Below are 25,545 nucleotides of genomic sequence, written 5' to 3'. Positions count from 1 at the left end.
AGTGAGATAATGTAAACAGATACAGGGTAAGGTTTTCAGGTGCGAACTGCTTGCAGCAGCGCTTCGCTAATCCCTAGTAATAGTTGGGTGAAATAATGTAAACAGATACAGAGTAAGGTTTTCAGGTGCGAACTGCTTGCAGCAGCGCTTCGCTATCGCTCTACTAATCCCTAGTAATGCTTGAGTGAGATAACGTAAACATATACAGGGTAAGGTTTTCGGACTGCGATCGCTGGTGATGGTTGGGTGAGATGATGTGTGTGAACAGATACAGAGTTTTCGGGTTGTAATAAGTGCGTTATTAGATGAATAGAAATTCTAGATCCAGTTAGATTAATTAATAGCAACAGAAGGCTCAATAACTGATGACAAGAAACCCTTGATTTTTTGTATTAATGGATGTTGTTGCAATATCTTAATTTCATCATCATTTAGATTTCTAAGTATTGTGTCATTGAGTGAGTGTTTTTTACCTAAGATTGCCTCTAAAAATTCTTTAGGGTTACTTTGAGCAAATTGCCATTCTAAATCATTAAATGGATCTTTTCTTTTTGCTATTTTTTCAATTAATGATTTATCCTGTAAAAATATGGATTCTATTTCTGGAACTGCTAGAGAAACTTGAAAAGGAATACCAGATGATGCTTGATTTAATACATAATTAATTAAATCTTGCTTTTCAAATACTTGAGATTCGTTATTTGTATCTGCATCTATGACAAGAGCAACTGGTGTTTTTCGAGTAGCAAGCAGTGAACTAGCTAAAGAACGCGCTCTATAAGAACTTGCACCAGCTATAAATTTGATGTCTTGAATCAAATTTTTTGGTAGTAATTTCTGTAAAATTACTATATCTCTATCTCTTTCTGTAAGAATGTATGCTAGTGTCATTAGAAACTCTCCGTTGTAACGTCGTAATTGGGGATACATTTTTGAACACAAACACGATATTTTTTGACTAGAAATTCACATATACATTTATTTTCTAGTGAATATTCAATTTCTTCTCCTCCCCATAATAGAATAGTTTGAGGAGCGACAAACCCAGTTAAAGTTACTGTGGCTTCTGTAAATCCAGTTCGACTAAATACGCTACCAATCGCTGTTGCCGGTCTTCGTAGTAATTGATTTCGTAATTTAGCTATGGGTCCAATATTAACCTCTTCAGTTGTATCTTTACATTCTATCAGGCAGGCTAGGCTGTTTGTATATACTACTCCATCAATTTGTTCTACTATTTTACCTTGAATTGTCACAGTATAAGGCCAAGCTATATCAGCACCATCAAGTTCAAATGCACGTAAAACCAAATATTCTAGTGCTTTACCTGCATCCCAAAACTTTGAGGTCTTTTTTTCTTTTATTTCTGACCATAATTTTATTAAATCATCCCATTGATAGGTAGTAATTCTTGTTTGATATTCTGCATCTGTGGTCATAATTCCATTTCAAGTGTATTAATTTATTGACGATTTAATATTATACTACTAGCACGTAAGCTATTTATTCTAGAATTTGATTTAGTCCAGGTGACAATTATTAGGTGAGGTTAATATTTGTGCGATCGCTCTAATAATACCTAGTAATGCTTGGATGATATAACGTAAACAGATACAGGGTAAGGTTTTCAGGTGCAAACTGCTTGCAGCAGCGCTAGTTCCCTCCGGGACGCACTCGCGTTCGCTATCGCCCCAGTAATCCCTAGTAATGGTTAAGTGAGATAATATGAACTGAATCAATCAAAAATGATTAATTGCTGTTTAAACTAAGATATCTCCGCAAAATATTTTGAGCTTGTTCTAGTAATTCTGCTTCTAATTCTCCTAATTGTTGAGTTAAACGAATTTTGTCAAAAGTCATGGGTTCAACGCAGATTAAAAGACTATCCACAGAAAGTCCATTTTGCGCTGATGTAGGTACTTCAACTACCGCAGGTGAAATGCGGGGGTTATTCGGTTTTACGGAAGTAAAAGGTAAAACTGTGACTTTGCTGCGTTGGTTGTTAAACAAAGTCCCAGAAATTATCAGTGCTGGACGAGTTTTTTGAATTTCTGTACCTACAGATGGATCAAATGTTACTATCCAGATGCTTCCCATTCGGTAATCGCTATGTTTTGCCATTCACTTTCCCAACCTAATTCTAATTCATCAACCAAAGCGCAAGCTGCGGCTAGTGCTTCATCTTGTTGTTTTTCTTGCCATTGTTTCAAGAGATTTTCAATCAACGCACTACGGTTTTCAACTTTTTGGTCAATGTAATTTAGTAGTTCCTCTGGCAATGAAATTGAGATTTTAGCCATATCCTACCCACAGTCATACTATAAGTAGTATAGCTTAATTTGATATTTTTAGTCTAGTAGTTTGTAAATATAGGATTTGATTTAGTTTGGGTGATAATTCTCAGATGAGGTGAATATTTACACAATCGCCCCAGTAATCCCTAGTGATGATTAGATGAGATAATGTGAACAGATACAGGCTTTTTGGGCTGCGAACTGCTTGCAGCAGCGCTAGTTCCCTCCGGGACGCACTCGCGAACGCTATCGCTCCACTAATCCCTAGTAATGCTTGAGTGAGATAACGTAAACAGTACAGGGTAAGGTTTTCAGGTGCGAACTGCTTGCAGCAGCACTAGTTCCCTCCGGGACGCACTCGCGTTCGCTATCGCTCTACTAATCCCTAGTAATGCTTGAGTGAGATAACGTAAACAGTACAGGGTAAGGTTTTCAGGTGCGAACTGCTTGCAGCAGCACTAGTTCCCTCCGGGACGCACTCGCGTTCGCTATCGCTCTACTAATCCCTAGTAATACTTGAGTGAGATAATGTAAACAGATACAGGGTTTTTATAGACTAATTCGCCATCGTTTGATATAATGTAGAACGACAATCACATCATGATAAAAGCCATGTCACAAACTGGATTAAATCTATTCATTCCGATAGAGTTACTGATTGATTCCTTAAATGCGCTAAGTTTATCAGAAAAACGAAAGATTTCACAACTTCTTAATGAAGCGATCGCTGATAATGAGGAGGAAAATTGGCAAGAAGATGAAGAAACTAAAAAAGAAATTCAATTAGTCCGTGATGAATATGCGAATGGTAGTTATAGTAAATTTAATATCAAAGAACAGTTAAAACAAGGAGCTATTAAAAGAGCAGAACGTGATTTAGGATTAGTTGAAGAGTGGTTTAATTTGGAAGAGGAAGCGTGTTAAGTAAGGGAAAAATAATCTATCCCCAGCGTGGTGAAATCTACTTGGTTAATTTTGATCCAACTATAGGTTCAGAAATCAAAAAAACACGCCCAGCTTTAATTTTGCAGAATGACGTTTCTAATCAATATAGTCCTATAACTATTGTAGCTGCTATTACTTCTCAGTTTACAGAACCTTTGTATCCTACTGAAGTGCTAATTAAAGTACCAGAAGGAGGTTTACAGGTTGATTCTGTTGCACTTCTTAATCAAATTCGTTCTATTGATAAACAACGATTAATTAAACGGTTGGGTATTCTAGAATCAGTCACAATGGAACAGGTAGATAGAGCAATTCAGATTAGTTTGGGTTTAGTGAATTTAATATAAATGAATATTTCCAGGTGTATCTGTCATGGTTCTATTGTCTTCTCTTATTTACATGATCTGCTTGCAGCAGCGCTTCGCTATCGCCCCATTAATCCCTAGTAATGGTTAAGTGAGATAATGTGAACAGATACAGGGTTTTTCAACTGCGGATCGCCCCAATAATCGCTGGTGATAGTTCGGTGAGATGATGTGAGGTTTTTGGGTTGTAATTTAGGGTTATTAATGGTGGGTATTGTTGGGTTTCCTTGTGTCAACCCAAACTACAAACTACTACTTCTTAATACCTTTAATAAATGCTGTTCTTGCATCAATAATGTAAGGCATTAAAACACAACTTGCCAATAAATCTATATCTAAATCTGGCAATAATTCACTTTGGTTAATTTGCTCATAGTTATCATTTTTGAGATGATATAGAGAGAATTGATTATTTTCCCAAAACCAGACTTCGGTAATATTAAACCTTTTATATTTTTCTAGTTTGTCAATACTGCCACTGGTAATATTAACCTCAATTGCTAAATCTGGATTTGCTTTTTTTTCTCCGATATAATAAGATTCATCAGGTTCAAATGAAGCACTTTTTTCTTTTGCGCGACGAGTAGCACTGCCTACTGGAATAAAGTTTATACCTTTTTCAAAAAAGTATAATGCTAAGAATATAGCAATTACACTTTTAATAGTTTCGTGTTGTTCACCAAGTGTCATAAATTCAATGCACCCATCAAGATAAGTTATCCGCAAACCTGCTGCATCTGCGGTTAAGGTTTCTATTGTTTCAAATTCCTCCCAAGTGTAATAACCAGGTAGAAGAAATCGCTGTTCGGAAATTGTGGTAGTTTTGTCTAGGATTTGGAGAGTCATAGTAATTTTATGGTTATGACTTTAATCTTGATTATAACTCATGGTCGGGTGATAATTCTCAGGTGAGGTGAATCTTTCCAGGTGTATCTGTCATGCTTCTGCGATCGCTCCACTAATCCCCAGTAATGGTTGAGTGAGATAACGTAAACAGATACAGGGTAAGGTTTTCAGGTGCGAACTGCTTGCAGCAGCGCTTCGCTATCGCTCTACTAATCCCTGGTGATGGTTGAGTGAGATAATGTGAACAGATACTGTACTTACTAATTTAAACCTACAAAATCTAAATACTTATTTCTTCGTAATTTAAAATTATTTTAATGACAATATTTTCAAATTCTTTATTAATTTCTGCGATTTTTGGTAAATCCTTCTCTGGCAATTTTCTAAACTTATGAACTATTAAACTTCTAACAGCGTACAAAGCTAAAGCCAAGCTATCTTTTTTCTCACTATTAAATGCTACAAGTAAGTCATTACAATAAAGAAGTAGATTGGTTTTAGTATTTCCATCAAAATGTTTTTCTAAAGTAGCTATTAATTTAGATATTCTTTCTTTTTCACTAGAAATAGATGCTATTGATTCCTTAAGTTCATATATATTTTTATCTGTATTGTTATGGAAATTAGTGATTGTATCTGAAAAACTTTTTTCAAAAATTATCTCTATAATTAGTTCAATTACTTGGTAAAGAAGATAAAACCGAACCAAAGGATGTTCCTCTGTTTTTAACAAACTTTTGAAAAGTCTATGTAGATAAACTTCTCCTTGTAAATAGGATGAATTTCTCTGAAGTATTAATCTAGTATCACCAGGAGATTGAAAATTAGCTCTACTATTAATTTCTTTAAAATTATCAATAGGTTGACAGTAGTAATAACTATATGAATATAAAGAAGTAAGGTAATTATCAATATGAAAATTATCAAGTTTTTGAATTTGAGTATTAGATAAAACTAATATTATTATATCATCTCCGTAAAATTCTGTTAATCTATAACTGTCTGTAGTCTGGAGATATGGAGTAAAAGTTTCATACTGTTCTCGATTTATTAGTAATTTGAGAAATGCAACATAGGCATATTTTAAAAAATGAGAATTACCTACATATTTATGTTCATTAGATACAAGAGATTGAATAGGAAACATCCAACCAATTCTCTCATTAATGTCTTTTTCATAAGCCTGAAAAATGTTATTTTCACTATTTAAAATCCATGACTTAAATATGAACAATGAGTAATCTTCAGGTTTATAATCATTGTAGGGAGTTAAAACATAATCAATATAGACCTTAGTGCCACTTGAATCAGAAAGCTCAAAATGATATTCATCATCATTAAAAGTTGATGTAACTTCTGTTAACAAATATGTTGTATTTGAAACTTCATCTATAATTTTGAGAGACATATAAAAACTTTACTCATTTAATTTGTATCTTTTATAACTAGATTCTATTGATTCATCTATTAATAAAAATGAGTCACTTGCAGAGCTAAATAATTCTCTAAACAAGTAATAAAAATACATTCTTTGAGAGTTGCCTATTTTTTTGGCAGTTTTACTGATTTCATCTAATTTTCTAATTAACTCGTCAAGAAAGTTGTAGTCATCTTTGCTAGGTTTAATATCTGCAATACCTCTATTTATATCATCAAATGAATTAATGAGATTTTTATCTTTCAAAAAACCTACGGCAGCACCAAAACCTGTCATTACTTGTGATTTAGAAAATATTTTATCTACGCTAGAACCAAACGGCTTACCCGATAATATGATTTCTTCATTATTACAATTCCAATCACCTGCTAATTCATGTATTTTTTTAACCAAATTATTATATGTTATGAGGTAATTTTGAAATAGATCATTATCTTGATTTTCTAGAGCAAGCTTTTCTAAACTTTTTATACTTTCAAGCAAGTCTCTTCTATCCAAACTAGACTCATCCCTAAGAATATAAGAAGTGAAACCATCTATTACATCATTAAATCTGTATTCGCCAATTTGATGCGGAGTTTCTTCCTCAACTTCTCTAAGTAATCTTATTCCTCCAGGAATATTTTCATCGAGATAATTTGAATAAAGTATTTCTATTTGATGCCTCACCGACATAGGTGATTGACCCGTATTAAGTGTCAGCATTCTGTACAATATACCTATTTTGTTAAGACCTAAATAAATTTCAAATCTTAACTTATGATCATAAAAATTTCTTTTATTTTCATCATTTTCAAAATCTAACTCTTTTTCTACATCGAGTAAAGTGTATGTTCTTTGTAATCCATCAAGAATGATTAATTTATTTTTATGGTTATTTATATAATTGAGAGATTCATTATCATCTTCATAATTAATTTCTATATTTTCATTACCGAGTGCTAAAACTAGGGGAGGTATAGTACATCCTACTTTTAAATCTTTCTTGAGTAGGTTATATATTGACGAATATGATCTTAATCTTTTTCTTTGAAAAGGATTATTTTGAAGAATAATTTTAGCTATTTCTAAATATTCAGAAATAGAAATTTCTGTCAGAATATTGTATGCTTTTATTCTGTTATCGAAGATTTGAGAAAGTATTTTCATGAAAATTAACAGCAATAAATTTTATAGTCTTATAATAGTCTTAAATTAATGGATCAAGACAAAACTAAATGTAAAGAAAAATAAAGTAAAATTCTTTACCATACGCTCAACCGCAAATGTACACTCTAAAAATATAAGATATTGCGTACATCTGCGGTTAAAATCTTAATGCACCAACACGATCACAGCGATCGCTCTAAACATCCTAGTAATGCTTGAGTGAGATAATGTAAACAGATGCAGAGTAAGGTTTTCAGATGCGAACTGCTTGCAGCAGCGCTTCGCTATCGCCCATTAATCCCTAGTAATGCTTGAGTGAGATAATGTAAACAGATACAGGGTAAGGTTTTTAGGTGCGATCGCTCTACTAATCCCTAGTAATGCTTGAGTGAGATAATGTAAACAAATACAGGGTAAGGTTTTCAGGTGCGAACTGCTTGCAGCAGCGCTTCGCTATCGCCCCAGCAATCCCTAGTAATGCTTGAGTGAGATAATGTAAACAGATACAGGGTAAGGTTTTCAGGTGCGAACTGCTTGCAGCAGCGCTTCGCTATCGCTCCAGTAATCCCTAGTAATGCTTGAGTGAGATAATGTAAACAGATACAGGGTAAGCTTTTCAGGTGCGAACTGCTTGCAGCAGCGCTTCGCTATCGCCCCACTAATCCCTAGTAATGCTTGAGTGAGATAACGTAAACAGATACAGGGTAAGCTTTTCAGGTGCTATCGCCCCACTAATCCCTAGTAATGCTTGAGTGAGATAACGTAAACAGATACAGGGTAAGGTTTTCAGGTGCGAACTGCTTGCAGCAGCGCTTCGCTATCGCCCCAGTAATCCCTAGTAATAGTTGAGTAAAATAATGTAAACAGATACAGGGTAAGCTTTTCAGGTGTGATCGCTCTAGTAACCCCTAGTAATGCTTGAGTGAGATAACGTAAACAGATACAGGGTAAGGTTTTCAGGTGCGAACTGCTTGCAGCAGCGCTTCGCTATCGCCCTAAACATCCCTAGTAATGCTTGAGTGAGATAACGTAAACAGATACAGGGTAGATTTTCAGGTGCGAACTGCTTGCAGCAGCGCTTCGCTATCGCCCCATTAATCCCTAGTAATGGTTGAGTGAGATAATGTAAACAGATACAGGGTAAGGTTTTCGGGCTGTGATCGCTCCACTAATCCCTAGTAACGCTTGAGTGAGATAACGTAAACAGATACAGGGTAAGGTTTTCAGGTGCGAACTGCTTGCAGCAGCGCTTCGCTATCGCTCTACTAATCCCTCGTAATGGTTGGGTGAGATAATGTGAACAGATATAGGCTTTTTGGGTTATGATAAGTGCGTTATTAATGATGAGTTATGTTACCGTTAATTCATGTTCAAGAACTTTTTTAAGGTGAAATCCAGTTTTCTAATTTTAACTCTGAAATTCGGCTATAATGACGAGTGTTGTTAGTTACTAAAATATGGTTTCTAGTTATTGCAACACTAGCAATTAATAAATCGAAATCTGCTACTGGTTGTCCTATTTTTCTAAGTTCTGCTTTTAATTCTCCAAACTTTTTGACAGCATTATTATCTAAATTGATAACTTCTATATCTTGAATGAATTTTTCTGCACGAGTTAAATTTTCTGCTACTTTTTGAGAATTATAAGCACCAAAATACAGTTCAGCAACGGTGATGTTGCAAATATAAATTTGCTCCCATCCTATTTGTTGAATTTTATCTCTGACGGAATTAATATTTTTAATCCAGTAAATGCAGGTGTCAGTATCTAATAAATAATTCATAAGCTAATATCGTCATTAGAAATAGTGCGGCTATCATAAATCTCTTTGACTATTTCTGCTGCTGTGCGTTCATCTTCCCAAGCACCATGTTTTTCTATAAATGTGTCTAGTGGATGTGGTTTTTGTTTTTGGGTAGATGAGACAGTTATCTCATTTTCTATGAGTTGATTTTCTGGTTTTGGATAACGTTTTTTAAGTAATTGAATAAAATCAAGTAGTAAGATTTGCGCTTCTTCTGTTAAGGTATCAATATCTTTAGATACTTCTGCAATTTTTATTACCATGATTAACTCCTCAATTGAGTAAATTTTTTCGGTATGATCCTATTATAAACTACGCCCTGGGTGATGGTTCTCAAGTGAGGTGAATATTTCCAGGTGTATCTGTCATGGTTCTATTGTCTTCTCTTATTCATCCGATCGCCCTAAACATCCCTAGTAATAGTTGAGTGAGATAATGTAAACAGATACAGGGTAAGGTTTTCAGGTGCGATCGCTCTACTAATCCCTAGTAATGCTTGAGTGAGATAACGTAAACATATACAGGGTAAGGTTTTCAGGTGCGAACTGCTTGCAGCAGCGCTTCGCTATCGCCCTAAACATCCCCAGTAATGGTTGAGTGAGATAACGTAAACAGATACAAGGTAAGGTTTTCAGGTGCGAACTGCTTGCAGCAGCGCTTCGCTATCGCTCTACTAATCCCTAGTAATGCTTGAGTGAGATAACGTAAACATCTACAGGGTAAGCTTTTCAGGTGCGATCGCCCCAGTAATCCCTAGTAATAGTTGAGTAAAATAATGTAAACAGATACAGGGTAAGCTTTTCAGGTGCGATCGCTCTATTAATCCTTAGTAATAGTTGAGTGAGATAACGTAAACAGATACAGGGTAAGCTTTTCAGGTGCGATCGCCCCATTAATCCCTAGTAATGGTTAAGTGAGATAACGTAAACAGATACAGGGTAAGTTTTTCAGGTGCGATCGCTCTACTAATCCCTAGTAATGGTTGAGTGAGATAACGTAAACAGATACAGGGTAAGCTTTTCAGGTGCGATCGCTCTAAAAATCCCTAGTAATAGTTGGGTGAGATAATGTAAACAGATACAGGGTTTTGGGGTTGTGATAAGTGCGTTATTAATGGTGGATATTGTTGGGTTTTCTTGCGTCAACCCAACCTAATTGCTACTTACTTCCAAATTCTAAGTCTTTATATTCACTTAATGGATAAAGTGGCCAGAAACCTGAGCCTTGTCTTAAATTTTCCTTAGCATTAGCTAAAATTTCTCTAAAATTGCCAATATTATATGCTCCAAAGGCTACTAAAAGTTGTTGAGCATATTTAGCTTTATATGCTTTCGATAAATAACTGGGTACTCCCTCTGCTATATATATTTTACTATGAGGAATCCACTTGTAGCGAATATTGCGATTTTGAGAGTCACATTCACTTCTTAAAAATAAGAATAAATCAGCATATATAAATTGTTGCATTGGCACAATTTTGCCTAACTCTTTCTGAGTATGGCGTTCATTTAAAATATATGGATGAACGGATTCCCTATTAAGTTTTCGACCATTTTCTTTCAATAATCGAAGATAAAAATAAGAAGCATAACCAAATTCCACAACATCAGAGTTCCTGTTAATTCCCAGATTTTCTACATAAATATCATCGGATAAAAGCTCACCAATAAGTCTCCATTCTTCTTCTTGAATAAGAAATGAAAAGAATGTAACAAATAGTTCATGTCCAATAAATTTATAAAAATCAAACTCAAATTCGTAAAAACTCCCCTGATTTTTGGGTACATTATAAAGTTCAAAAATTAGTCCAAAGTTCTTGTACAATTCTTGAGCCGCAACTTCATTTTTAAATTCCGCAATTACTTTTGCAAGTTTAGCAAAGTCTATAATTAATTCTGTGGTCTTTTCAATTGACTCAATTAGTAACTCATCGTAATGTATATTACTTTTTGAAAAGTCTGGTTTTAGTGTAATAAGCTCATCTTTTAACCATATCATAAACCTACGCACTAGAGAAGCTTGATTGGGCTGAAAATTTTCAATTGCATTTATCGCTTGTTCAACTATACTAGTTTGTTGTATAAGTTCCCCAGGAGTTTGCACTTCTAATCCCTCTAGGATGCTCCGAAGTGCTATTTCTAGGGTTTGCTGAAGCTTTTTCCGTTCTGTTGCGCGATCCTCGCTCACTTCAGGCATATTGTAAGTAGTAACTCGTCTCATTTTGAGATCGAAAGGTAACAATTCTGGCGTACCAAAAGCTGTATTCATAACCATAATTACGTTTTCCCATCCCAGAGTCTTTATTGCATATCCCAGTTCAAGTAAGACATTGGGATTAGGAGTATGTCTAAAAGGTGTATTTAGGTTAATAATTGAAATGTCACATACAAAAACTTGAGCATTTTCTATTTTGTTAAAAATTGTATTAGCAATATCTGGTGATCCTGGTACACCTGTTGTATCACGATCTATAACAGGTTCTACTTCTATTGAGTCATCATTGCGGATTAATTTGGCTGCATCTTCTAAAGCCTTATTGATAAATCCCCGATTGGTACAATTTTCTAAGTCTGACTGCCAAGAATAAAAGATTTTACAGTGCATAATTTATCAGTTCTAAATTTGACATATTGAACCCCATCCAGATAAAACTCCAGATGGGTGATTACATTGTAATAGAAAGTAGGTTTTAATGCACCAACTCAATAGCCCGCTTAGTCAACGCTTCCGCAGTCAAACCATTAAAAGCCATCAACTCACCCGCACTAGCCGTAGTTTCCCCACGCTTCCAGGCAAAAGAATCACGCTTAGAATTACTGCGTAACATGATAGGTTCTAACATCGCCGCAGCGCCACCTGTCACACCAATTAAGGCATCTCCACCAAACAATTGCTCAAAATCGGCATCACTTAAAAAACCGTTATCTGGTTCAGAACAAGTATCCCAAGCAGTATCATGAGGACGATATAAACGACGAGGATTGATAATAGAAACAATCTTCACACCAATACCTTCAGTTTCTAAAAAAGCCGCCGCTTCAAACACAGGAATTAAAGTCAAATCGCCAATTACAGCAAATACAACAGTCTTCCCACCAGCCACTTCATGTAATAACACCGCACCATCAATTAAGCCTTTTTCAGTTTGGGCAAAAGTGCTACGAATTGGCAAAGGAGACTTACTAGCAGTAATGACAATGCCCTTATTTTTTGTTTGCAAAGCCCAGTCATAACAGACTTGAATACTGTTAGCATCAGGGGGAAATAATGGGAAGACATTTCCGGTTCTCATCAAAGAAGCAAAATAAGCTTCAATTTCTGGTCTTTGGTGAGTCCAACCGTTGCGTCCTTGTTCTAAAGCCCCCGCAGTAAATAATGTAATTGTTGACGGTGTTTTGCGGCGTAATTCTGCCATTGCTTGGGTGACAGTTTGCCAAATTGGTAAACCATTGATGGCAAAAGATTCATAGGAACACCACAAACTTCTCGCCCCCATTAAGGATAAACCAGCCGCTAAACCTGCACAAGCATCTTCGCTCAAAGGTTCGTAAACTTGACCTCCTGGGGCTTGATGATAGGTGTCATCGGTGGTGGGGTGAATGATTTTTAATGCCTCATTAATATTACCAATTCCTGAAGCGGCGTTACCATCGGCGTTAGTCACGAGGAAGTTTTTATCTTTATTTCCTACTACTCCCACCAGTTTACCCATGACAGTTGTAGAAACTTGGGGAACTGCCCCAACTTGATATTCTACTAATGGTAATTCGCCAATTTCTGCTAGGGGTAATTCAAATTCTGTGACTACAGTTTTCGCAGCCGGACCACCTCCAGCCCGTTCGGCATTTGTCCGCACAATTTGCCATGCTGGGGCTGATAATGCCCGTTTTTGTAAGGCGCTGACAATATGGGGCGCGGTTAAAGTATCTTGAGGATAGAGGTTGTGGGATTTTGCCCCTAAAGCGTGAACCCCTGCCCCTTTGAGTTGTTTGATAATAAATACGGTCAATTTACCGCTAAGTGCTGAACGGGCAGCTTTATCCATACCTACTAATACGGCTTTGGTAAATTCTAGGCGCTTGGCAAAGGAAAATACCGTACTATCAACATATTCACCTGCTTGGTTTTGGTCGTCAAAATCTTTGGCATTGACTAATACGACTTCGGCAAAACCGTTACCTTGCCAATAGGCTATCATCTCTGCGTTGGTTTTCAGAGATACCATGCTGTGGTGTTCTTGGCTGTAACCGTTCCACACCAACACGGGTAAGAAGTTGGTAGCGGTGGGGTAAGCGGTGTTGAAATGCGCCATTGAACTCATGATATAGGGTTCACCCAGTCCCCCGTCTCCCACGGTGAAGGGGAAGAGTTTGTCACGGTGCAACAGTGCAGCAGACATGGCAAAATGTTGTCCTTGTCCCAGGGGTCCTGCCGGTGCGAGAATACCGGGAATGTAGCCGGATAGGTGTCCTAATAATCCATGCTTTTCTCGAAAGCGATCGCCCAATTGTTGTACTGTAGAAATGCCCATGTCTTCTAAGGAACGGTCTAAGAACATGGCACTATAAAAACCGGGGGCGTGATGTCCTACTTCGGTGATAATGTTTTTATGTCCCAGCATGACCAAAGCTGCATAAGCCTCCGCTTGGCTGGCAAAACCGCCGGGATGGCCAGAAGCCTTACTAGCACTGATTTGTAGAGTTAAGTAGCGCAGGGCATCAGCGGCCAGTAAGGTTTGATATACTGCATTTAGATCTGTTGGGGATGCGATCGCCCTCTTGCCCGATTCTATCACGGGAGTTGCCCCATAAATTTCAAAATCTGGCAATGCTTCCCCAAAATATTGTATCCCTTCACAAAAATTTGGAACTGCGGAAGCTGCCTTTGTCGTAATTACTGTCATGTTGAGTACCTGAATAAAATCGGAAAAACTTGAGTTTCTGGTTTAATGTAACCAAGATTTTACATCTTTGAGGATCTAATAGTTAATTGCTTTTTCGCAATATCACCATAAGTAGGTTAAATACTCATCTCACATGATTACTTGTTTTTCCTTTCATGTCATTACATCAGTATACGTAGGGGTTTAGCACTGCTAAACCCCTACACATCTAGTTTTTTTTATAATCTTGTGAAAATTCAAATCTCAAGGGTTTATAGTTGAAGTTGAGTTATTCTGTAATTAATTGTGTAATCAAAACAGGAGAAAATTATGCAACTACTACCAGGACCAAAAGTATCAGCTACTATTCAAGTTTTAAACTGGATATTCAGACCCATGAGTTATTTGACAGAATGTGCCAAGACTTATGGTGATTTGTTTACTCTAAAATTGGAAAGTAATTTACCACCAATTTTATTTGTTCATTCTCCTGAAGCTATCCAGCAAATATTAAGTAATGATCACAAGGACTTGGAAGCACCAGGAGAATTAAATAGTATTTTTGAATATTTACTCGGTAAAAAATCTGTCATTAGCCTGAGTGGTAAAGAGCATCAACGTCAACGGCAATTAATTATGCCACCTTTTCATGGGGAAAGAATGCGAAGTTATGCTGAATTAATTGAAAATATTACCACAAAGACTATCAATAAACAACCAAAAAATCAACCTTTTAATATTAGAAATGTTTTCCAAGAAATTACTCTTCAGATTATGATGGAAGCTGTTTTTGGGATTTATGAAGGAGAACAAGCTGAAAACCTGAGACATTTACTTTGTGAAATTATTGAACAAAGTAGTGTTCCTTGGAGAGTTGCTTTTCTCTATTTTCCCAAATTGAAAGAGGTAATTGGTATTTCGGAACTTTGGAAACAACAAATAAAGAAACAGGAAAAAGCTGACCAACTCATTTATCAGGAAATTCAACAAAGAAGAGAAAATTTTGATCCTCAGCGGACAGATATCCTCACTTTACTAATGTCCTCTAGGGATGAAAATGGTGAACCTATGACGGATGAAGAATTAAGAGATGAATTAATGACTTTATTATTCGCAGGTCATGAAACTACAGCTACAGCAATTTCTTGGGCTTTTTACTGGATTCATAAACTCCCAGAAGTTCGAGAAAAGCTATTAGTCGAATTGGATAGTTTAGGAGAAAATCCTGATTCTAATACTATCTTTAAATTGCCATATTTAACTGCTGTCTGTAATGAAACATTAAGGATTTATCCCATAGCAATGCTAACTTTTCCCAGAAAAGTAAAAACACCTATTTCTCTTTGTGGTTATCAACTTGAAGCAGGCACAATTATTATGGGTTCAATTTATTTAACTCATCAACGGGAAGATATTTATCCTCAACCCGAAAAATTCAACCCAGAACGCTTTTTAGAAAAACAATTTTCTCCCTATGAATTTCTACCTTTTGGTGGTGGTGCAAGACGTTGTATCGGTTTAGCATTTGCCCAAATGGAAATGAAATTAATATTAGCTAAAGTTCTGAAAACATGGTCAATGAAATTAGTGAATACCGATGAAATTAAACCACAAAGACGGGGTTTAGTTACAGGTCCAAATGGTCCCATAAATTTAGAAATTCAGAATCTTCGTCAACCAAAATATGTAAACTTAGAAACAGTCACAGTTTAACAGCAATAATTTCTCAAACAAGATCCCTGATTTATTGAATAAATTGGGGATCTATAGTAATCCTAAATAAGACGTATTTGTATAACCTGCCGTAAACATACATCTCTTCCTTCTCTACCTCTGCGCTCTCTGTGCCTCTGTGGTTCGTTCTCCGGCAACAACTCAAATAGGATTGCTATATTATTGTAACTAATCTCCACTAAAATTTTACCTAATTTACTTGCAATTTGCCGTAAATATTAATAATATAAAAAAGCCAGGTTTCTATGTCATAAGAGATATGCAAGAATACGACGTTATCATCATCGGTGCTGGACACAACGGCTTAGTTTGTGCGGCTTATTTACTCAAAGCAGGTTATAGCGTCTTACTACTAGAAAAACGTCCTGTTCCCGGTGGTGCAGCCACAACAGAAGAATGTATCCCAGACAAAGCACCAGGTTTTAAATTTAACTTGTGTGCCATTGACCATGAATTTATTCATTTGGGTCCAGTAGTAGAAGAATTAGAACTGACAAAATATGGCTTAGAATATCTAGAATGTGACCCAGTTGTATTTTGTCCTCACCCCGACGGTAAATATTTCTTAGCACATAAATCATTAGAAAAAACCTGTGCAGAAATCGCTCGTTACAATGAAAGAGATGCTAAAAAATATGCCGAGTTTACAAATTATTGGCAACGGGCAATTAACGCCATGATTCCCATGTTTAATGCCCCACCCAAATCAATTATAGATATTTTCGGTAACTACAATCTGCAACAAGTTAAAGATTTATTTTCTGTAGTTGGTTCTCCCGCCAAAAGTTTTGATTTTGTGCGAACAATGTTAAACAGCGCCGAAGATATTCTTAATGAATGGTTTGATGAAGAATTTCTCAAAGCTCCCCTATCTAGATTAGCATCAGAATTAGGTGCGCCACCTTCTCAAAAAAATCTGGCAATTGGGGTGATGATGATGGCTATGCGTCATAATCCTGGAATGGCTAGACCTCGCGGCGGTACAGGTGCATTAGTCCAAGCATTGGTGAAATTAGTTAATAGTAAAGGTGGGGTAATTCTCACAGACCAGCACGTAGAAAAGATTTTAATTAATGATGCTAAAGCCGAGGGTGTGCGGGTGGCAGGTGGTAAAGAATATCGAGCTAAACAGGGAGTAATTTCTAATATTGATGCTCAAAGATTGTTCTTACAAATGACAGAAAAAAGTGATATTGATGCCGTTGATCCTGATTTGTGGGAAAGGTTAGAACGACGGATTATCAATAACAATGAAACCATTCTGAAAATAGATTTAGCATTAGATGAACCCTTGCATTTTTCTCATCATGATCATAAAGATGAATATCTCATTGGTTCAATTCTCATTGCTGATTCCATGAATCATGTCGAACAGGCTCATAATAAATGTACAATTGGCGAAATTCCCGATTCTGACCCCTCCATGTATCTCGTCATGCCTAGCGCCCTTGACCCTAGTTTAGCACCACCTGGTAAACATACTTTATGGATTGAATTTTTTGCTCCTTATCAAATTGCTAATGCAAAAGGTACAGGTTTAAAAGGGACAGGTTGGACTGATGAATTGAAAAACAAAGTTGCAGATAGAGTAATTGACAAATTAGCAACTTACGCCCCCAATGTGAAGAAAGCAACTATCGCTAGAAGAGTAGAAAGTCCGGCAGAATTAGGAGAAAGATTAGGGGCATACAAAGGGAATTATTATCATATTGATATGACAATGGATCAAATGATCTTTTTCCGACCTTTACCCGAATTAGCTAATTATAAAACCCCCATTGATAATCTCTTTTTAACAGGTGCAGGAACACATCCAGGTGGCTCAATTTCCGGTATGCCAGGACGCAATTGTGCGAGGGTATTTTTGCAGAATAAGCAACCTTTTAGTCAGGCTTTAAAGGATGCTCGAAACTCGATTAAGTCTACAGTTGGTTCTGTATTTGGCATAGGATAGCTATAACTGGGTATTTAGGGCAGGTTTATCCTGATCTGCCTGCCTTATATGTAAGTATTTTATACAGTACGTTGGTTATGATTGAAAATGCTTGTATAAAAACATTGCCTATTTTCATACATTTGTGTAAGATGTAATTACAGTAAAAATAATTTAGTAAATAGGCAAGCAAAAAAAATGACAGAAGAATTAAGAAAAAGATACTTAAATATTTTCCGTAATAAGAGCCAAGACTTAGAAGCAGAATTAGAAAGAGAAAGAGATTTGAGAAAAAGAGCAGAGCAAGACCTTACAATAGAAAGAAATCTTAGACAAAGACTAGAAGAAGAACTTCAATTTTTTGAAACTCTTGTTCCATTACCAAGAATAATTTGGTGTGAAGATTGTAAACAAGCTCCTATAGGTGAACCTGGGGTAGTTTATTTTATTTATTCAGTAGCAGATCGTAACTGTGTCAAAATTGGCAAAACTCAGAACTTGCCTCGGAGAATAAAACAGTTACAAACAGGAAATCCTAGTGATTTAAAACTTCTAGGATATATAATAGGTTATACAGATATTGAAAAGTCGTACAAACGATATTATCAACAATTTAGAACTCAAGAGGGTGGTAAAGAATGGTACAGGGATGCACGATTCAGATTTAAGTGGATTGATGATTGATAATAGGTAATATAATCAATATAAAATAAACTCTAACGTTCACCCTATGCCCACTGAAACAGTAACTCTCCAAATTCCAGAAATTATCTATCAGCGATTAGTTAATACTGCTAATGCTATTCAACGTCCCTTAGAAGAAGTAATGCTTCATGCTTTGCAAGTTGGTAGTCCACCAGCTTGGGATGATGTCCCGGAAGAATTTCAATCTGAAATTGCCGCATTAGATAAGCTAGATGACAATACTCTTTGGCAAATTGCCAATAGTCGAAAAACAGCAGATGATATGGACAGATATAACATCCTGCTTGATCATAACTCTAGGGGTATACTTACAGAAGTAGAACAATTAGAGTTGATGTCACTTCGACATGAGGCTGATTTATTTATGTTATGTAAAGCCCAATCAGCAGTATTACTCAGTTGGCGAGGGTATCGTTTATCAAATTCTTAAATTGTTGTGTCTACATATATTTCTGAAAGTTTAAGACAAAAAATCATAGAAAGGGATAAATCACGTTGCTGTTATTGCTTGACATCTGAAGCAAATAGCGGTATTCCTATGACTTATGATCATATTCACCCAGTTTCTAAGGGTGGAGAAACAACTTTTGAAAATCTTTGTTTAGCTTGTCGTTCATGCAACGAATTCAAAAGTGATGCAGTTGAATCTATAGATCCTTTGAGTGGTGAAACTATACAACTTTTTAACCCTCGTCAACAGAAATGGACTGACCATTTTGGATGGAGCGCTGATGGTACAAGATTAGAAGGTATAAATGCTATTGGTCGGACTACAATAGTTAAGCTACGAATCAATAATCCAGTAATTCTGATTGCTCGAAAGCGTTGGGTAATTAGTGGTTGGCATCCTCCTCTTGATTGATAGCATATAAACAAATAACTTATAAAGCATCTCATTTATTATAAAGACCAACACTTTTGCCTATATTCCTACTGACTACCGTTTCTGTAGCCAGATAAATTCTGCTTCGTGAATAGTCCTGAAAAAGTAGTACATTAAAAAGTGCATCTAGTAACATTAAAATTTTGATTAAATCACCTGTGCGGAAAATCGTTATTGCTGGTAACTGGAAAATGTTCAAAACCCAGGCAGAATCCGCAGAATTTTTAAGCGGATTTTTGCCTCACCTGGAGGAAACCCCCTCAGAACGAGAAGTGGTATTATTTCCTCCCTTCACAGACCTAAGCCTGGTGTCTAAATCTTTGCATGGTAGCCGTGTAAATTTGGGCGCACAAAACGTCCATTGGGAAGAAAGTGGAGCATATACAGGCGAAATCGCCGCCTCTATGCTAACAGAAATCGGTGTGCGTTTTGTCATTGTGGGACACAGTGAAAGACGGCAATTCTTCGGGGAAACAGATGTAACTGTCAATCTCCGTCTTAAAGCTGCTCAAAAGCATGGACTCACACCCATTCTCTGTGTTGGGGAAACTAAACAACAGCGAGATACGGGGGAAACAGAATCAATAATTAGCACCCAGTTAAAAAAAGACTTGGTAGATATTGATCAAACTCACCTAATTATTGCTTATGAACCAATTTGGGCAATTGGTACTGGTGATACCTGTGAATCCAAGGAAGCAAATCGGGTAATTGGCTTAATTCGCAGTCAATTAACTAATCCCCTAGTTCCTATCCAATATGGCGGTTCAGTCAACCCGAATAATATTGATGAAATTATGGAACAACCAGAAATTGACGGCGCTCTCGTTGGTGGCGCTAGTCTAAAAGCTGATAGTTTTGCCAGAATTGTCAACTATCAATAATGGGGATTGGGGATTGGGGATACATCAATTAAAAGTTAAAAAATTTCATGTCTAACAACTTAACTATCCGAGATCACTGTTTTACCTGGGGAAAGCGGACTTATCTCATGGGAATTTTGAATGTCACCCCGGATAGTTTTAGTGATGGTGGTAAATTTAACACCACCTCAGCGGCTTTAACCCAGGCAGAAGCAATGGTTTCGGCTGGTGCTGATATTATTGATATTGGTGGACAATCAACCCGTCCAGGGGCAGAACAAATATCCCTAGAAGCAGAACTTGAGCGGGTGCTATCTGTCTTGGAGTTGCTACGTCCAGTTATTGATATTCCTATTTCTATAGATACAACTAGAGCAGAAGTAGCCAAAGCCGCAATTACCGCTGGAGCAGATATAGTTAATGATATTTCTGCTGGTACATTTGACCCCCAAATGTTGCCAACTGTTGCTAGTTTAAATGTGCCGATTGTGTTAATGCACATCCGAGGAAAACCCCAAACTATGCAAAAATGTACTGATTATGAAGATTTAATTCCTGATATTTATCAATTTTTATCTGAGCAAATTACAAAGGCTACACTTTTGGGAATTGACAAAAATAAAATAATTATTGATCCTGGTATTGGTTTCGCTAAAAACCATGACCAGAATTTAGAAATTTTTCGCTGTTTAGAATCACTAAAAACACTTAATTCTCCAATTTTGGTGGGAGCATCTCGTAAAAGTTTTATTGGTAATATTCTTAATCAACCAGATCCAACATTACGGGTTTGGGGAACAGCCGCAGCTTGTTGTGCGGCTATTTTTAATGGTGCAGATATTCTCCGAGTCCACGATGTTCGAGAAATGCAAGAAGTTACTCTGGTAGCAGATGCTATTTTTCGTGATAGCGCAGCGTGGCGTTAGCCATAGGTTAGGAGGTAGGGGCGCGGGGCTCGCGCCCAGTTAATGGTGTCAAGCTCTAATTAGATCCATTCCCATTACCTTTACCATTGCCATTACCCTTTCCATTAGTGGGATTTTTACCATGATTTTCTTGTACTGAATCGGAAATCAATTCCTGAAACATTTCTGTTGAGTTAGCAGGATCTACAAAGACAATTTTGGCATTATTGCTTTCACCCAGTTTTTGACTAGCATCTACATAATCTTGGGCAACAAGATACCTTAAAATATCTTTACTTTCGGGGTGAGAACGCAAGGCTTCAGCAATTATTTCTATTGATGTTCTAGTTCCTTCCGCTCGTTTAACTGCTGCTTGTCGTTCTCCTTCTGCTGCTTCTATTGCTGCCTTTTTTTTAATTTGTGCTGTTTGTTGTTCTTGCATTGACTTGCGTACAGCTTCTGGTGGGGTGATACTTTGAATATCTAAACGGATAATTTCAATTCCCCATGCGGATGTAATTGGATTTAATACACCTAATATGCTTCCGTCCATCTCGGCTCTGGACATATTAGTATCCTCTAAGGAATTTTGAGCGATATTTTCCCGAAGGGTGGTTGTGGCTAAGTTAGCTAAAGCTGTTTCTAAGTCATCAATAGCATAAAAGCTTTTTTCAATGTCTTTGATCCGCCAGTAAAGAATTGCATCAACTTCTAAGTAAACTCCGTCTTTAGTAATTACATTTTGCGGTTTTATATCTAATAACTGCTCTCTGGTTGTATTCTCCATCACAACTTGATCGAGAATGGGAACTATGAAACTTAGTCCAGGATTTAGTTTGCGATGATACCGCCCCAAGCGTTCAACTAAGGCGACATCTCCTTGATTTACCATCTTTGCAGATGCGAAGGCATAACCTACTAGAGCTAAAAATATGATAAAAATTATTGGGTCCATTCAGTTATTCTCCTCTTTCGGCTTCGGGCAGAATTGATTGTTAGGGTGATGGCTGGCATTAACTGTAAATTAAAATGGGTTAATTGCGTAATTTCCCGATTGTTAACTATAAAAATGATAAACCTGCGATCGCATTATAGGCGATCGCTACACCTCTAATCATGAGTTGCCGAAAAAAATAACCTAAGATGTATAATAATTATGTTTTGGGTCTAGATTTTTTGAGTGGAAACCTAGAAAACCAACCTTTCGACTTAAACTAAAATCCAGTAGTAAATAGTCTGATAATCCCCAAGATAGTACCTAAAGGACCGGCTACAGTATTAACTCTATCACCAGTTTTAGCTAACCCGTTGCGATCAACTACGACAACATCATTGTTGCGAAGGATCGGATTGGTTTCCTCATTAATTCCCTTAGATAAATCCACTTTAATTGGACGTTTAGTAACTGTACCATTGGTATTGAGGCGAATTAATTCTACAGTTCCTTTACTGGCTCTACTATCATTAAAACCACCAGCGGCTAATAATGCCTGATTTAAAGAGCTATTTGGTTGTAATCTTACCGCCCCTGCTCTTTTGACTTCACCCACTACACCCACTTCAATAGTATTTGGGGACAAAGTTGTTGTTGCTAATTGGGTAGATTCAGCGGCACTAATATCCGTAGCTGTAGGAATGATGATAGTATCGCCATCTTGCACCACTATGTCTTGATTGATATCACCGCTTTGTAGTAATTCCCATAGGTTAATATCTATAGTTTGTTCCGTACCAGTTCGGGTAGGACGGCGTAATTTAATCTTCCGAACATCCGCAATGGACGTAATTCCCCCTGCTAGTTGTAAGCTCCGCATGACAGTGGGTAAACCACCACCAGCACCACCACCCTCTGCCCCACCGGCATTTCCAGCAGTAACAAGATAAGAACCAGGACGGTAAACTTGACCAATTACCACCACTGTGCGGGGTGAACTTTGACTAGCGGCAAAGTTAGCTGCAAATAAATTCCGGGCTTCAGCCACATTCAAACTGGCAGCAGTGGGGACAATTATGGTGTCTCCATCTCGTAAGGTAATCTCCTGAGATATTCTACCTGTTTGCGTCAATTCCTTTAAATTTAGGGAAACTGTCTGCTCTCCAGAACGTCCTACCTTGCGGCGTAATTGTACTTGAGTTACATCTGCTGCTAGTGTCACACCTTGAGCGCTGGTCAGGGCAGCTAATACTGTTGGATATTGGACACCGGGGTTATTTCCTGCTCCCCCTTCCAAGCTGAGGGTATAAGCACCCGGTCTTGTTACTTCCCCAGCAACAAACACATTAATGGGACGGGGTGATAATAAGTTGACGGAAATGAGCGGACGTTTGAGAAAGCGAGCATATCTTCTGGCGATTGTATCAGCAGCTTGTTCTGTGGTTAAGCCCGAAACGGGGATACTGCCAATTAAAGGCATATTAATTGAACCACCAGGAGGAACTTGATATTCACCCGTGTATTCTGGTACTTCAAATACATTGACACGGATGCGATCGCCGCCGCCTAATAAATAATCTGTAGCGATACTGGGTGTTGATTTTACTGGCTGTTTTTGCGCTAAACTCACCGATGGCAAAGCGATATTCACTGTTGTTAACAATGCTAAACCCATAGTTGAGTGGGTGAGAAATTTACACAAATCTTTATTAAGCATATTTACCTGAGAATTGAAAATGACGATATTTAGAGTTATTCGGAAACATTTTAACATCGAGTATACTGAAGAATCCTAGTGACTCAACAATTTTATTTTCTAATAAATCTTTAGTTTTCCGGACATAAATAATTTGTTGCGTAAGGAATTTGATTTTAAATCTTCTCTGAATGTTAGGAAATATTTTCAGTGCTTTTTGCAAGTTACGGTTCCTCGCTGATAACAATTTTCGTCCTATGTCAACAACTAATTCATCCGCTGATGGTACAGTCATAACACTAAATTTATCAGGAATTATTAACACATAAGTAACTGACTTTTAGAATCATCAAATAATTCGCAAAAATTACTACTTATGGGTGATTTATCTCTCTTATTTTCTACCTGTTTGTACTAATTAAGCGGATGATTTCGGATTTGAATTTGATGGATAAAAAACTCTTCTAGAGACTGACGTGACAGATTCATAGTGATAACTTTCCCCCCCATTAACCTTAAACTAGACAGAAAATCATAATAATCTTCTTGGAGTATACCCTGCCAAGAACCATCAGACCGAAATTCTAAATTACCTATCCATTTTCTCAAGATTTCCCCGTCTCCGCCTTGACCTTTAACATGATAGGTGTTTTGATTACCTAAAAGTTCATTGAGAGAACCGCAACAGATTAGTTCTCCTTGATCAAGAATAGCCACGCGATCGCAAATTTGTTCCACTTCACTCAATACATGACTATTGAAAAATATGGTTTTACCAGATGCTTTCAAAGCAAGAATAATTTCTCGCATTTGGTAACGCCCCAGAGGATCAAGTCCAGACATAGGTTCATCCAAAAAAACTAAATCTGGATCATTGATTAATGCCTGAGCCATACACACACGCTGAAGCATTCCCTTAGAATAGCGCCGCATTTGCTTTTTACGAGCATCGGCTTGGGATAATCCCACTAATTCCAACAATTGGGGAATGCGTTGACGTTGTAACTTTTGGGGAATTTGAAATAAACCCGCTGTTAATTGCAAAAATTCCCAACCGCTCAGATATTCGTATAAATAGGAATTTTCTGGGAGGTAGCCAATATGCTGCTTGACTTTAGCGTTGCCTATGGGTTTACCTAACAATAATCCCCTTCCAGATGTAGGGCGGATAATTCCCAACAATAATTTTAACAACGTGGTTTTACCCGCACCATTAGGACCCAACAGACCAAAGGTTTCTCCTGGGTACACTTGTAAAGAACAGTTTTTGAGCGATACAACCTTTTGATTGAGCCAAAACCCCGTGCGATAGACTTTTCGCAATTCAGAAGTCAGGACTACAGGTTGTTTATCTAGGGGATTTTGCTGAGAATCGGGGTTGTCTACAACAGAATTCATAGCGATGAAACTACCAACTACTGACTATTTAGAGCTAACTACAGATTAACCGATGCTGAGGATTTTCATAACACACCTTTAGAACTAGGAATTGTTTCTGCCCGCCGGGGATCAATTTCCACTGCTATTCGCATGGCTCTAGCAAAGGCTTTGAATGTAGCTTCAATAATATGATGGGAATTAATTCCATCCAATTGGCGAATATGTAACGTCATTTGACTATGATTCACCAAAGCTACGAAAAACTCCCGCACTAACTGAGTATCATAAGTCCCCACCCGTTGAGTAGGAATTTCTAAACCATAACTGAGATGAGGTCTACCAGAAAAGTCTAAAGCAACTTGTACCAAAGCTTCATCTAAGGGCGCAAGAAAATTCCCAAACCGGACAATTCCCTTTTTATTACCCAAAGCTTGGAATAAAGCTTGTCCCAAGGTAATCCCCACATCTTCGTTAGTGTGGTGATCATCAATTTCCAAATCACCTTTAGCTTGAATGTCCAAATCAAAAAGCCCATGAGAAGCGATTTGATGGAGCATATGATCTAAAAAAGGAATACCTGTAGAAACTTTACATATCCCTGTACCATCCAGATTGATAGTAACGTGAACATCTGTTTCACCAGTAGTGCGGTGAACTGAAGCTATCCGATGAGTTTGTTTATTAGTCATTTGTCAGTTGTCAGTTGTTAGTTGTTAGTTGTCAGTTGTCAGTTGTCAGTTGTCATTGGAAAAATTCTTTCTCCCCACATCCCCCACATCCCCCACATC

At 37.2% G+C, this 25,545-nt stretch carries 25 protein-coding genes; 9 read left to right on the top strand and 16 right to left on the bottom strand.

Annotation, left to right across the window (positions count from 1 at the left end; all coding sequences use genetic code 11):
- Positions 1-333 precede the first annotated feature (333 nt).
- From AN486_RS09150 to AN486_RS09135, 4 genes are all read right to left on the bottom strand, one after another.
- Entirely contained in the window at positions 334-891 is a 558-nt protein-coding gene (locus AN486_RS09150; protein WP_053538671.1) for a hypothetical protein, read from the bottom strand.
- The gene (locus AN486_RS09145) at positions 891-1,439 is read right to left on the bottom strand and encodes a hypothetical protein (protein WP_290600284.1); all 549 of its coding nucleotides are present in this window, start codon (positions 1,437-1,439) and stop codon (positions 891-893) included. The genes AN486_RS09150 and AN486_RS09145 overlap by 1 nt, the downstream gene beginning before the upstream one ends.
- Before the next feature lie 310 nt (positions 1,440-1,749).
- A complete protein-coding gene (locus AN486_RS09140; protein ID WP_228039348.1) occupies positions 1,750-2,121 on the bottom strand; it encodes a type II toxin-antitoxin system PemK/MazF family toxin in 372 nt (123 codons plus the stop codon).
- On the bottom strand, positions 2,079-2,300 hold the full coding sequence (locus tag AN486_RS09135; protein ID WP_053538672.1) for a ribbon-helix-helix domain-containing protein: 222 nt from the start codon (positions 2,298-2,300) through the stop codon (positions 2,079-2,081). Before AN486_RS09135 ends, AN486_RS09140 begins: the two co-directional genes overlap by 43 nt.
- 606 nt (positions 2,301-2,906) lie before the next feature.
- Here AN486_RS09135 and AN486_RS09130 point away from each other — a divergent pair.
- Both AN486_RS09130 and AN486_RS09125 read left to right on the top strand, forming a co-directional pair.
- Positions 2,907-3,218 (top strand): hypothetical protein, encoded by a 312-nt coding sequence (locus AN486_RS09130; RefSeq protein WP_053541228.1) that lies wholly within the window; start codon positions 2,907-2,909, stop codon positions 3,216-3,218.
- Positions 3,212-3,586: a type II toxin-antitoxin system PemK/MazF family toxin gene (locus tag AN486_RS09125; protein WP_053538673.1), complete on the top strand. Its 375-nt coding sequence runs from the start codon at positions 3,212-3,214 to the stop codon at positions 3,584-3,586. Before AN486_RS09130 ends, AN486_RS09125 begins: the two co-directional genes overlap by 7 nt.
- Before the next feature lie 270 nt (positions 3,587-3,856).
- Here the strand turns inward: AN486_RS09125 and AN486_RS09120 are convergent, their stop codons facing one another.
- From AN486_RS09120 to AN486_RS09090, 7 genes are all read right to left on the bottom strand, one after another.
- Entirely contained in the window at positions 3,857-4,450 is a 594-nt protein-coding gene (locus AN486_RS09120) for a Uma2 family endonuclease (RefSeq protein WP_053538674.1), read from the bottom strand.
- Between the two features lie 280 nt (positions 4,451-4,730).
- Positions 4,731-5,858: a hypothetical protein gene (locus AN486_RS09115; protein WP_053538675.1), complete on the bottom strand. Its 1,128-nt coding sequence runs from the start codon at positions 5,856-5,858 to the stop codon at positions 4,731-4,733.
- Positions 5,859-5,867: 9 nt separating this feature from the next.
- Positions 5,868-7,037 carry a hypothetical protein gene (locus AN486_RS09110; RefSeq protein WP_053538676.1) on the bottom strand — a complete coding sequence of 390 codons (1,170 nt, stop codon included), beginning with the start codon at positions 7,035-7,037 and terminating at the stop codon, positions 5,868-5,870.
- Between the two features lie 1,382 nt (positions 7,038-8,419).
- Positions 8,420-8,821: a type II toxin-antitoxin system VapC family toxin gene (locus tag AN486_RS09105; RefSeq protein ID WP_290600279.1), complete on the bottom strand. Its 402-nt coding sequence runs from the start codon at positions 8,819-8,821 to the stop codon at positions 8,420-8,422.
- Positions 8,818-9,105, bottom strand: coding sequence for a hypothetical protein (locus AN486_RS09100; protein WP_290600278.1), 288 nt, complete (start codon positions 9,103-9,105; stop codon positions 8,818-8,820). The genes AN486_RS09105 and AN486_RS09100 overlap by 4 nt, the downstream gene beginning before the upstream one ends.
- A gap of 895 nt (positions 9,106-10,000) precedes the next feature.
- A complete protein-coding gene (locus tag AN486_RS09095) occupies positions 10,001-11,446 on the bottom strand; it encodes a hypothetical protein (RefSeq protein ID WP_290600277.1) in 1,446 nt (481 codons plus the stop codon).
- 85 nt (positions 11,447-11,531) lie between these two features.
- The gene (locus AN486_RS09090; protein ID WP_290600276.1) at positions 11,532-13,745 is read right to left on the bottom strand and encodes a phosphoketolase; all 2,214 of its coding nucleotides are present in this window, start codon (positions 13,743-13,745) and stop codon (positions 11,532-11,534) included.
- A 309-nt stretch (positions 13,746-14,054) separates the two neighbouring features.
- Here AN486_RS09090 and AN486_RS09085 point away from each other — a divergent pair, with 309 nt between their 5' ends.
- The 7 genes from AN486_RS09085 (at position 14,055) to folP (ending at position 20,768) form a co-directional block, all read left to right on the top strand.
- Complete coding sequence (locus AN486_RS09085) at positions 14,055-15,437, top strand: cytochrome P450 (RefSeq protein WP_053538678.1); 1,383 nt, start codon at positions 14,055-14,057, stop codon at positions 15,435-15,437.
- Between the two features lie 280 nt (positions 15,438-15,717).
- On the top strand, positions 15,718-17,412 hold the full coding sequence (gene crtO, locus AN486_RS09080; RefSeq protein WP_290600273.1) for a beta-carotene ketolase CrtO: 1,695 nt from the start codon (positions 15,718-15,720) through the stop codon (positions 17,410-17,412).
- A 177-nt stretch (positions 17,413-17,589) separates the two neighbouring features.
- Positions 17,590-18,075 (top strand): GIY-YIG nuclease family protein, encoded by a 486-nt coding sequence (locus tag AN486_RS09075; protein ID WP_290600271.1) that lies wholly within the window; start codon positions 17,590-17,592, stop codon positions 18,073-18,075.
- A 46-nt stretch (positions 18,076-18,121) separates the two neighbouring features.
- Positions 18,122-18,526, top strand: coding sequence for a hypothetical protein (locus tag AN486_RS09070; RefSeq protein ID WP_290600269.1), 405 nt, complete (start codon positions 18,122-18,124; stop codon positions 18,524-18,526).
- Positions 18,527-18,532: 6 nt separating this feature from the next.
- Positions 18,533-18,958, top strand: coding sequence for an HNH endonuclease signature motif containing protein (locus tag AN486_RS09065; protein ID WP_053538682.1), 426 nt, complete (start codon positions 18,533-18,535; stop codon positions 18,956-18,958).
- A 179-nt stretch (positions 18,959-19,137) separates the two neighbouring features.
- Positions 19,138-19,863 (top strand): triose-phosphate isomerase, encoded by a 726-nt coding sequence (gene tpiA, locus AN486_RS09060; RefSeq protein ID WP_290600307.1) that lies wholly within the window; start codon positions 19,138-19,140, stop codon positions 19,861-19,863.
- Between the two features lie 47 nt (positions 19,864-19,910).
- Complete coding sequence (folP, locus tag AN486_RS09055; protein ID WP_290600267.1) at positions 19,911-20,768, top strand: dihydropteroate synthase; 858 nt, start codon at positions 19,911-19,913, stop codon at positions 20,766-20,768.
- A gap of 55 nt (positions 20,769-20,823) precedes the next feature.
- On the opposite strand, the gene AN486_RS09050 is transcribed toward folP, so the two are convergent.
- The 5 genes from AN486_RS09050 to hisB all read right to left on the bottom strand — a co-directional run bounded on the left by AN486_RS09050 (position 20,824) and on the right by hisB (position 25,446).
- Entirely contained in the window at positions 20,824-21,702 is an 879-nt protein-coding gene (locus tag AN486_RS09050; protein WP_053538684.1) for an SPFH domain-containing protein, read from the bottom strand.
- A gap of 259 nt (positions 21,703-21,961) precedes the next feature.
- On the bottom strand, positions 21,962-23,398 hold the full coding sequence (locus tag AN486_RS09045) for a polysaccharide biosynthesis/export family protein (protein WP_168465997.1): 1,437 nt from the start codon (positions 23,396-23,398) through the stop codon (positions 21,962-21,964).
- Positions 23,391-23,672 (bottom strand): hypothetical protein, encoded by a 282-nt coding sequence (locus AN486_RS09040; RefSeq protein WP_168465998.1) that lies wholly within the window; start codon positions 23,670-23,672, stop codon positions 23,391-23,393. Before AN486_RS09040 ends, AN486_RS09045 begins: the two co-directional genes overlap by 8 nt.
- 119 nt (positions 23,673-23,791) lie before the next feature.
- Positions 23,792-24,775 (bottom strand): ABC transporter ATP-binding protein, encoded by a 984-nt coding sequence (locus AN486_RS09035; protein ID WP_039201786.1) that lies wholly within the window; start codon positions 24,773-24,775, stop codon positions 23,792-23,794.
- A 65-nt stretch (positions 24,776-24,840) separates the two neighbouring features.
- Positions 24,841-25,446 (bottom strand): imidazoleglycerol-phosphate dehydratase HisB, encoded by a 606-nt coding sequence (hisB, locus tag AN486_RS09030; protein ID WP_027401172.1) that lies wholly within the window; start codon positions 25,444-25,446, stop codon positions 24,841-24,843.
- Positions 25,447-25,545 lie beyond the last annotated feature (99 nt).

The sequence above is a fragment of the Anabaena sp. AL93 genome (assembly GCF_001672085.1).
GTDB lineage: Bacteria > Cyanobacteriota > Cyanobacteriia > Cyanobacteriales > Nostocaceae > Dolichospermum > Dolichospermum heterosporum.
Note: the sequence above shows the minus strand (reverse complement) of the source record. Positions and strands in the feature narration are given on the sequence as shown.

Coding starts and splice junctions, on each gene's coding strand:
- AN486_RS09110 (WP_053538676.1), bottom strand. CDS start 7,037: ATGAAAATACTTTCTCAAATCTTCGATAACAGAATAAAAGCATACAAT.
- AN486_RS09135 (WP_053538672.1), bottom strand. CDS start 2,300: ATGGCTAAAATCTCAATTTCATTGCCAGAGGAACTACTAAATTACATT.
- AN486_RS09075 (WP_290600271.1), top strand. CDS start 17,590: ATGACAGAAGAATTAAGAAAAAGATACTTAAATATTTTCCGTAATAAG.
- AN486_RS09095 (WP_290600277.1), bottom strand. CDS start 11,446: ATGCACTGTAAAATCTTTTATTCTTGGCAGTCAGACTTAGAAAATTGT.
- AN486_RS09145 (WP_290600284.1), bottom strand. CDS start 1,439: ATGACCACAGATGCAGAATATCAAACAAGAATTACTACCTATCAATGG.
- AN486_RS09040 (WP_168465998.1), bottom strand. CDS start 23,672: ATGACTGTACCATCAGCGGATGAATTAGTTGTTGACATAGGACGAAAA.
- AN486_RS09120 (WP_053538674.1), bottom strand. CDS start 4,450: ATGACTCTCCAAATCCTAGACAAAACTACCACAATTTCCGAACAGCGA.
- AN486_RS09090 (WP_290600276.1), bottom strand. CDS start 13,745: ATGACAGTAATTACGACAAAGGCAGCTTCCGCAGTTCCAAATTTTTGT.
- AN486_RS09105 (WP_290600279.1), bottom strand. CDS start 8,821: ATGAATTATTTATTAGATACTGACACCTGCATTTACTGGATTAAAAAT.
- AN486_RS09100 (WP_290600278.1), bottom strand. CDS start 9,105: ATGGTAATAAAAATTGCAGAAGTATCTAAAGATATTGATACCTTAACA.
- AN486_RS09085 (WP_053538678.1), top strand. CDS start 14,055: ATGCAACTACTACCAGGACCAAAAGTATCAGCTACTATTCAAGTTTTA.
- AN486_RS09140 (WP_228039348.1), bottom strand. CDS start 2,121: ATGGCAAAACATAGCGATTACCGAATGGGAAGCATCTGGATAGTAACA.
- AN486_RS09130 (WP_053541228.1), top strand. CDS start 2,907: ATGTCACAAACTGGATTAAATCTATTCATTCCGATAGAGTTACTGATT.
- AN486_RS09050 (WP_053538684.1), bottom strand. CDS start 21,702: ATGGACCCAATAATTTTTATCATATTTTTAGCTCTAGTAGGTTATGCC.
- hisB (WP_027401172.1), bottom strand. CDS start 25,446: ATGACTAATAAACAAACTCATCGGATAGCTTCAGTTCACCGCACTACT.
- AN486_RS09115 (WP_053538675.1), bottom strand. CDS start 5,858: ATGTCTCTCAAAATTATAGATGAAGTTTCAAATACAACATATTTGTTA.
- crtO (WP_290600273.1), top strand. CDS start 15,718: ATGCAAGAATACGACGTTATCATCATCGGTGCTGGACACAACGGCTTA.
- AN486_RS09150 (WP_053538671.1), bottom strand. CDS start 891: ATGACACTAGCATACATTCTTACAGAAAGAGATAGAGATATAGTAATT.
- folP (WP_290600267.1), top strand. CDS start 19,911: ATGTCTAACAACTTAACTATCCGAGATCACTGTTTTACCTGGGGAAAG.
- AN486_RS09045 (WP_168465997.1), bottom strand. CDS start 23,398: ATGCTTAATAAAGATTTGTGTAAATTTCTCACCCACTCAACTATGGGT.
- AN486_RS09035 (WP_039201786.1), bottom strand. CDS start 24,775: ATGAATTCTGTTGTAGACAACCCCGATTCTCAGCAAAATCCCCTAGAT.
- AN486_RS09070 (WP_290600269.1), top strand. CDS start 18,122: ATGCCCACTGAAACAGTAACTCTCCAAATTCCAGAAATTATCTATCAG.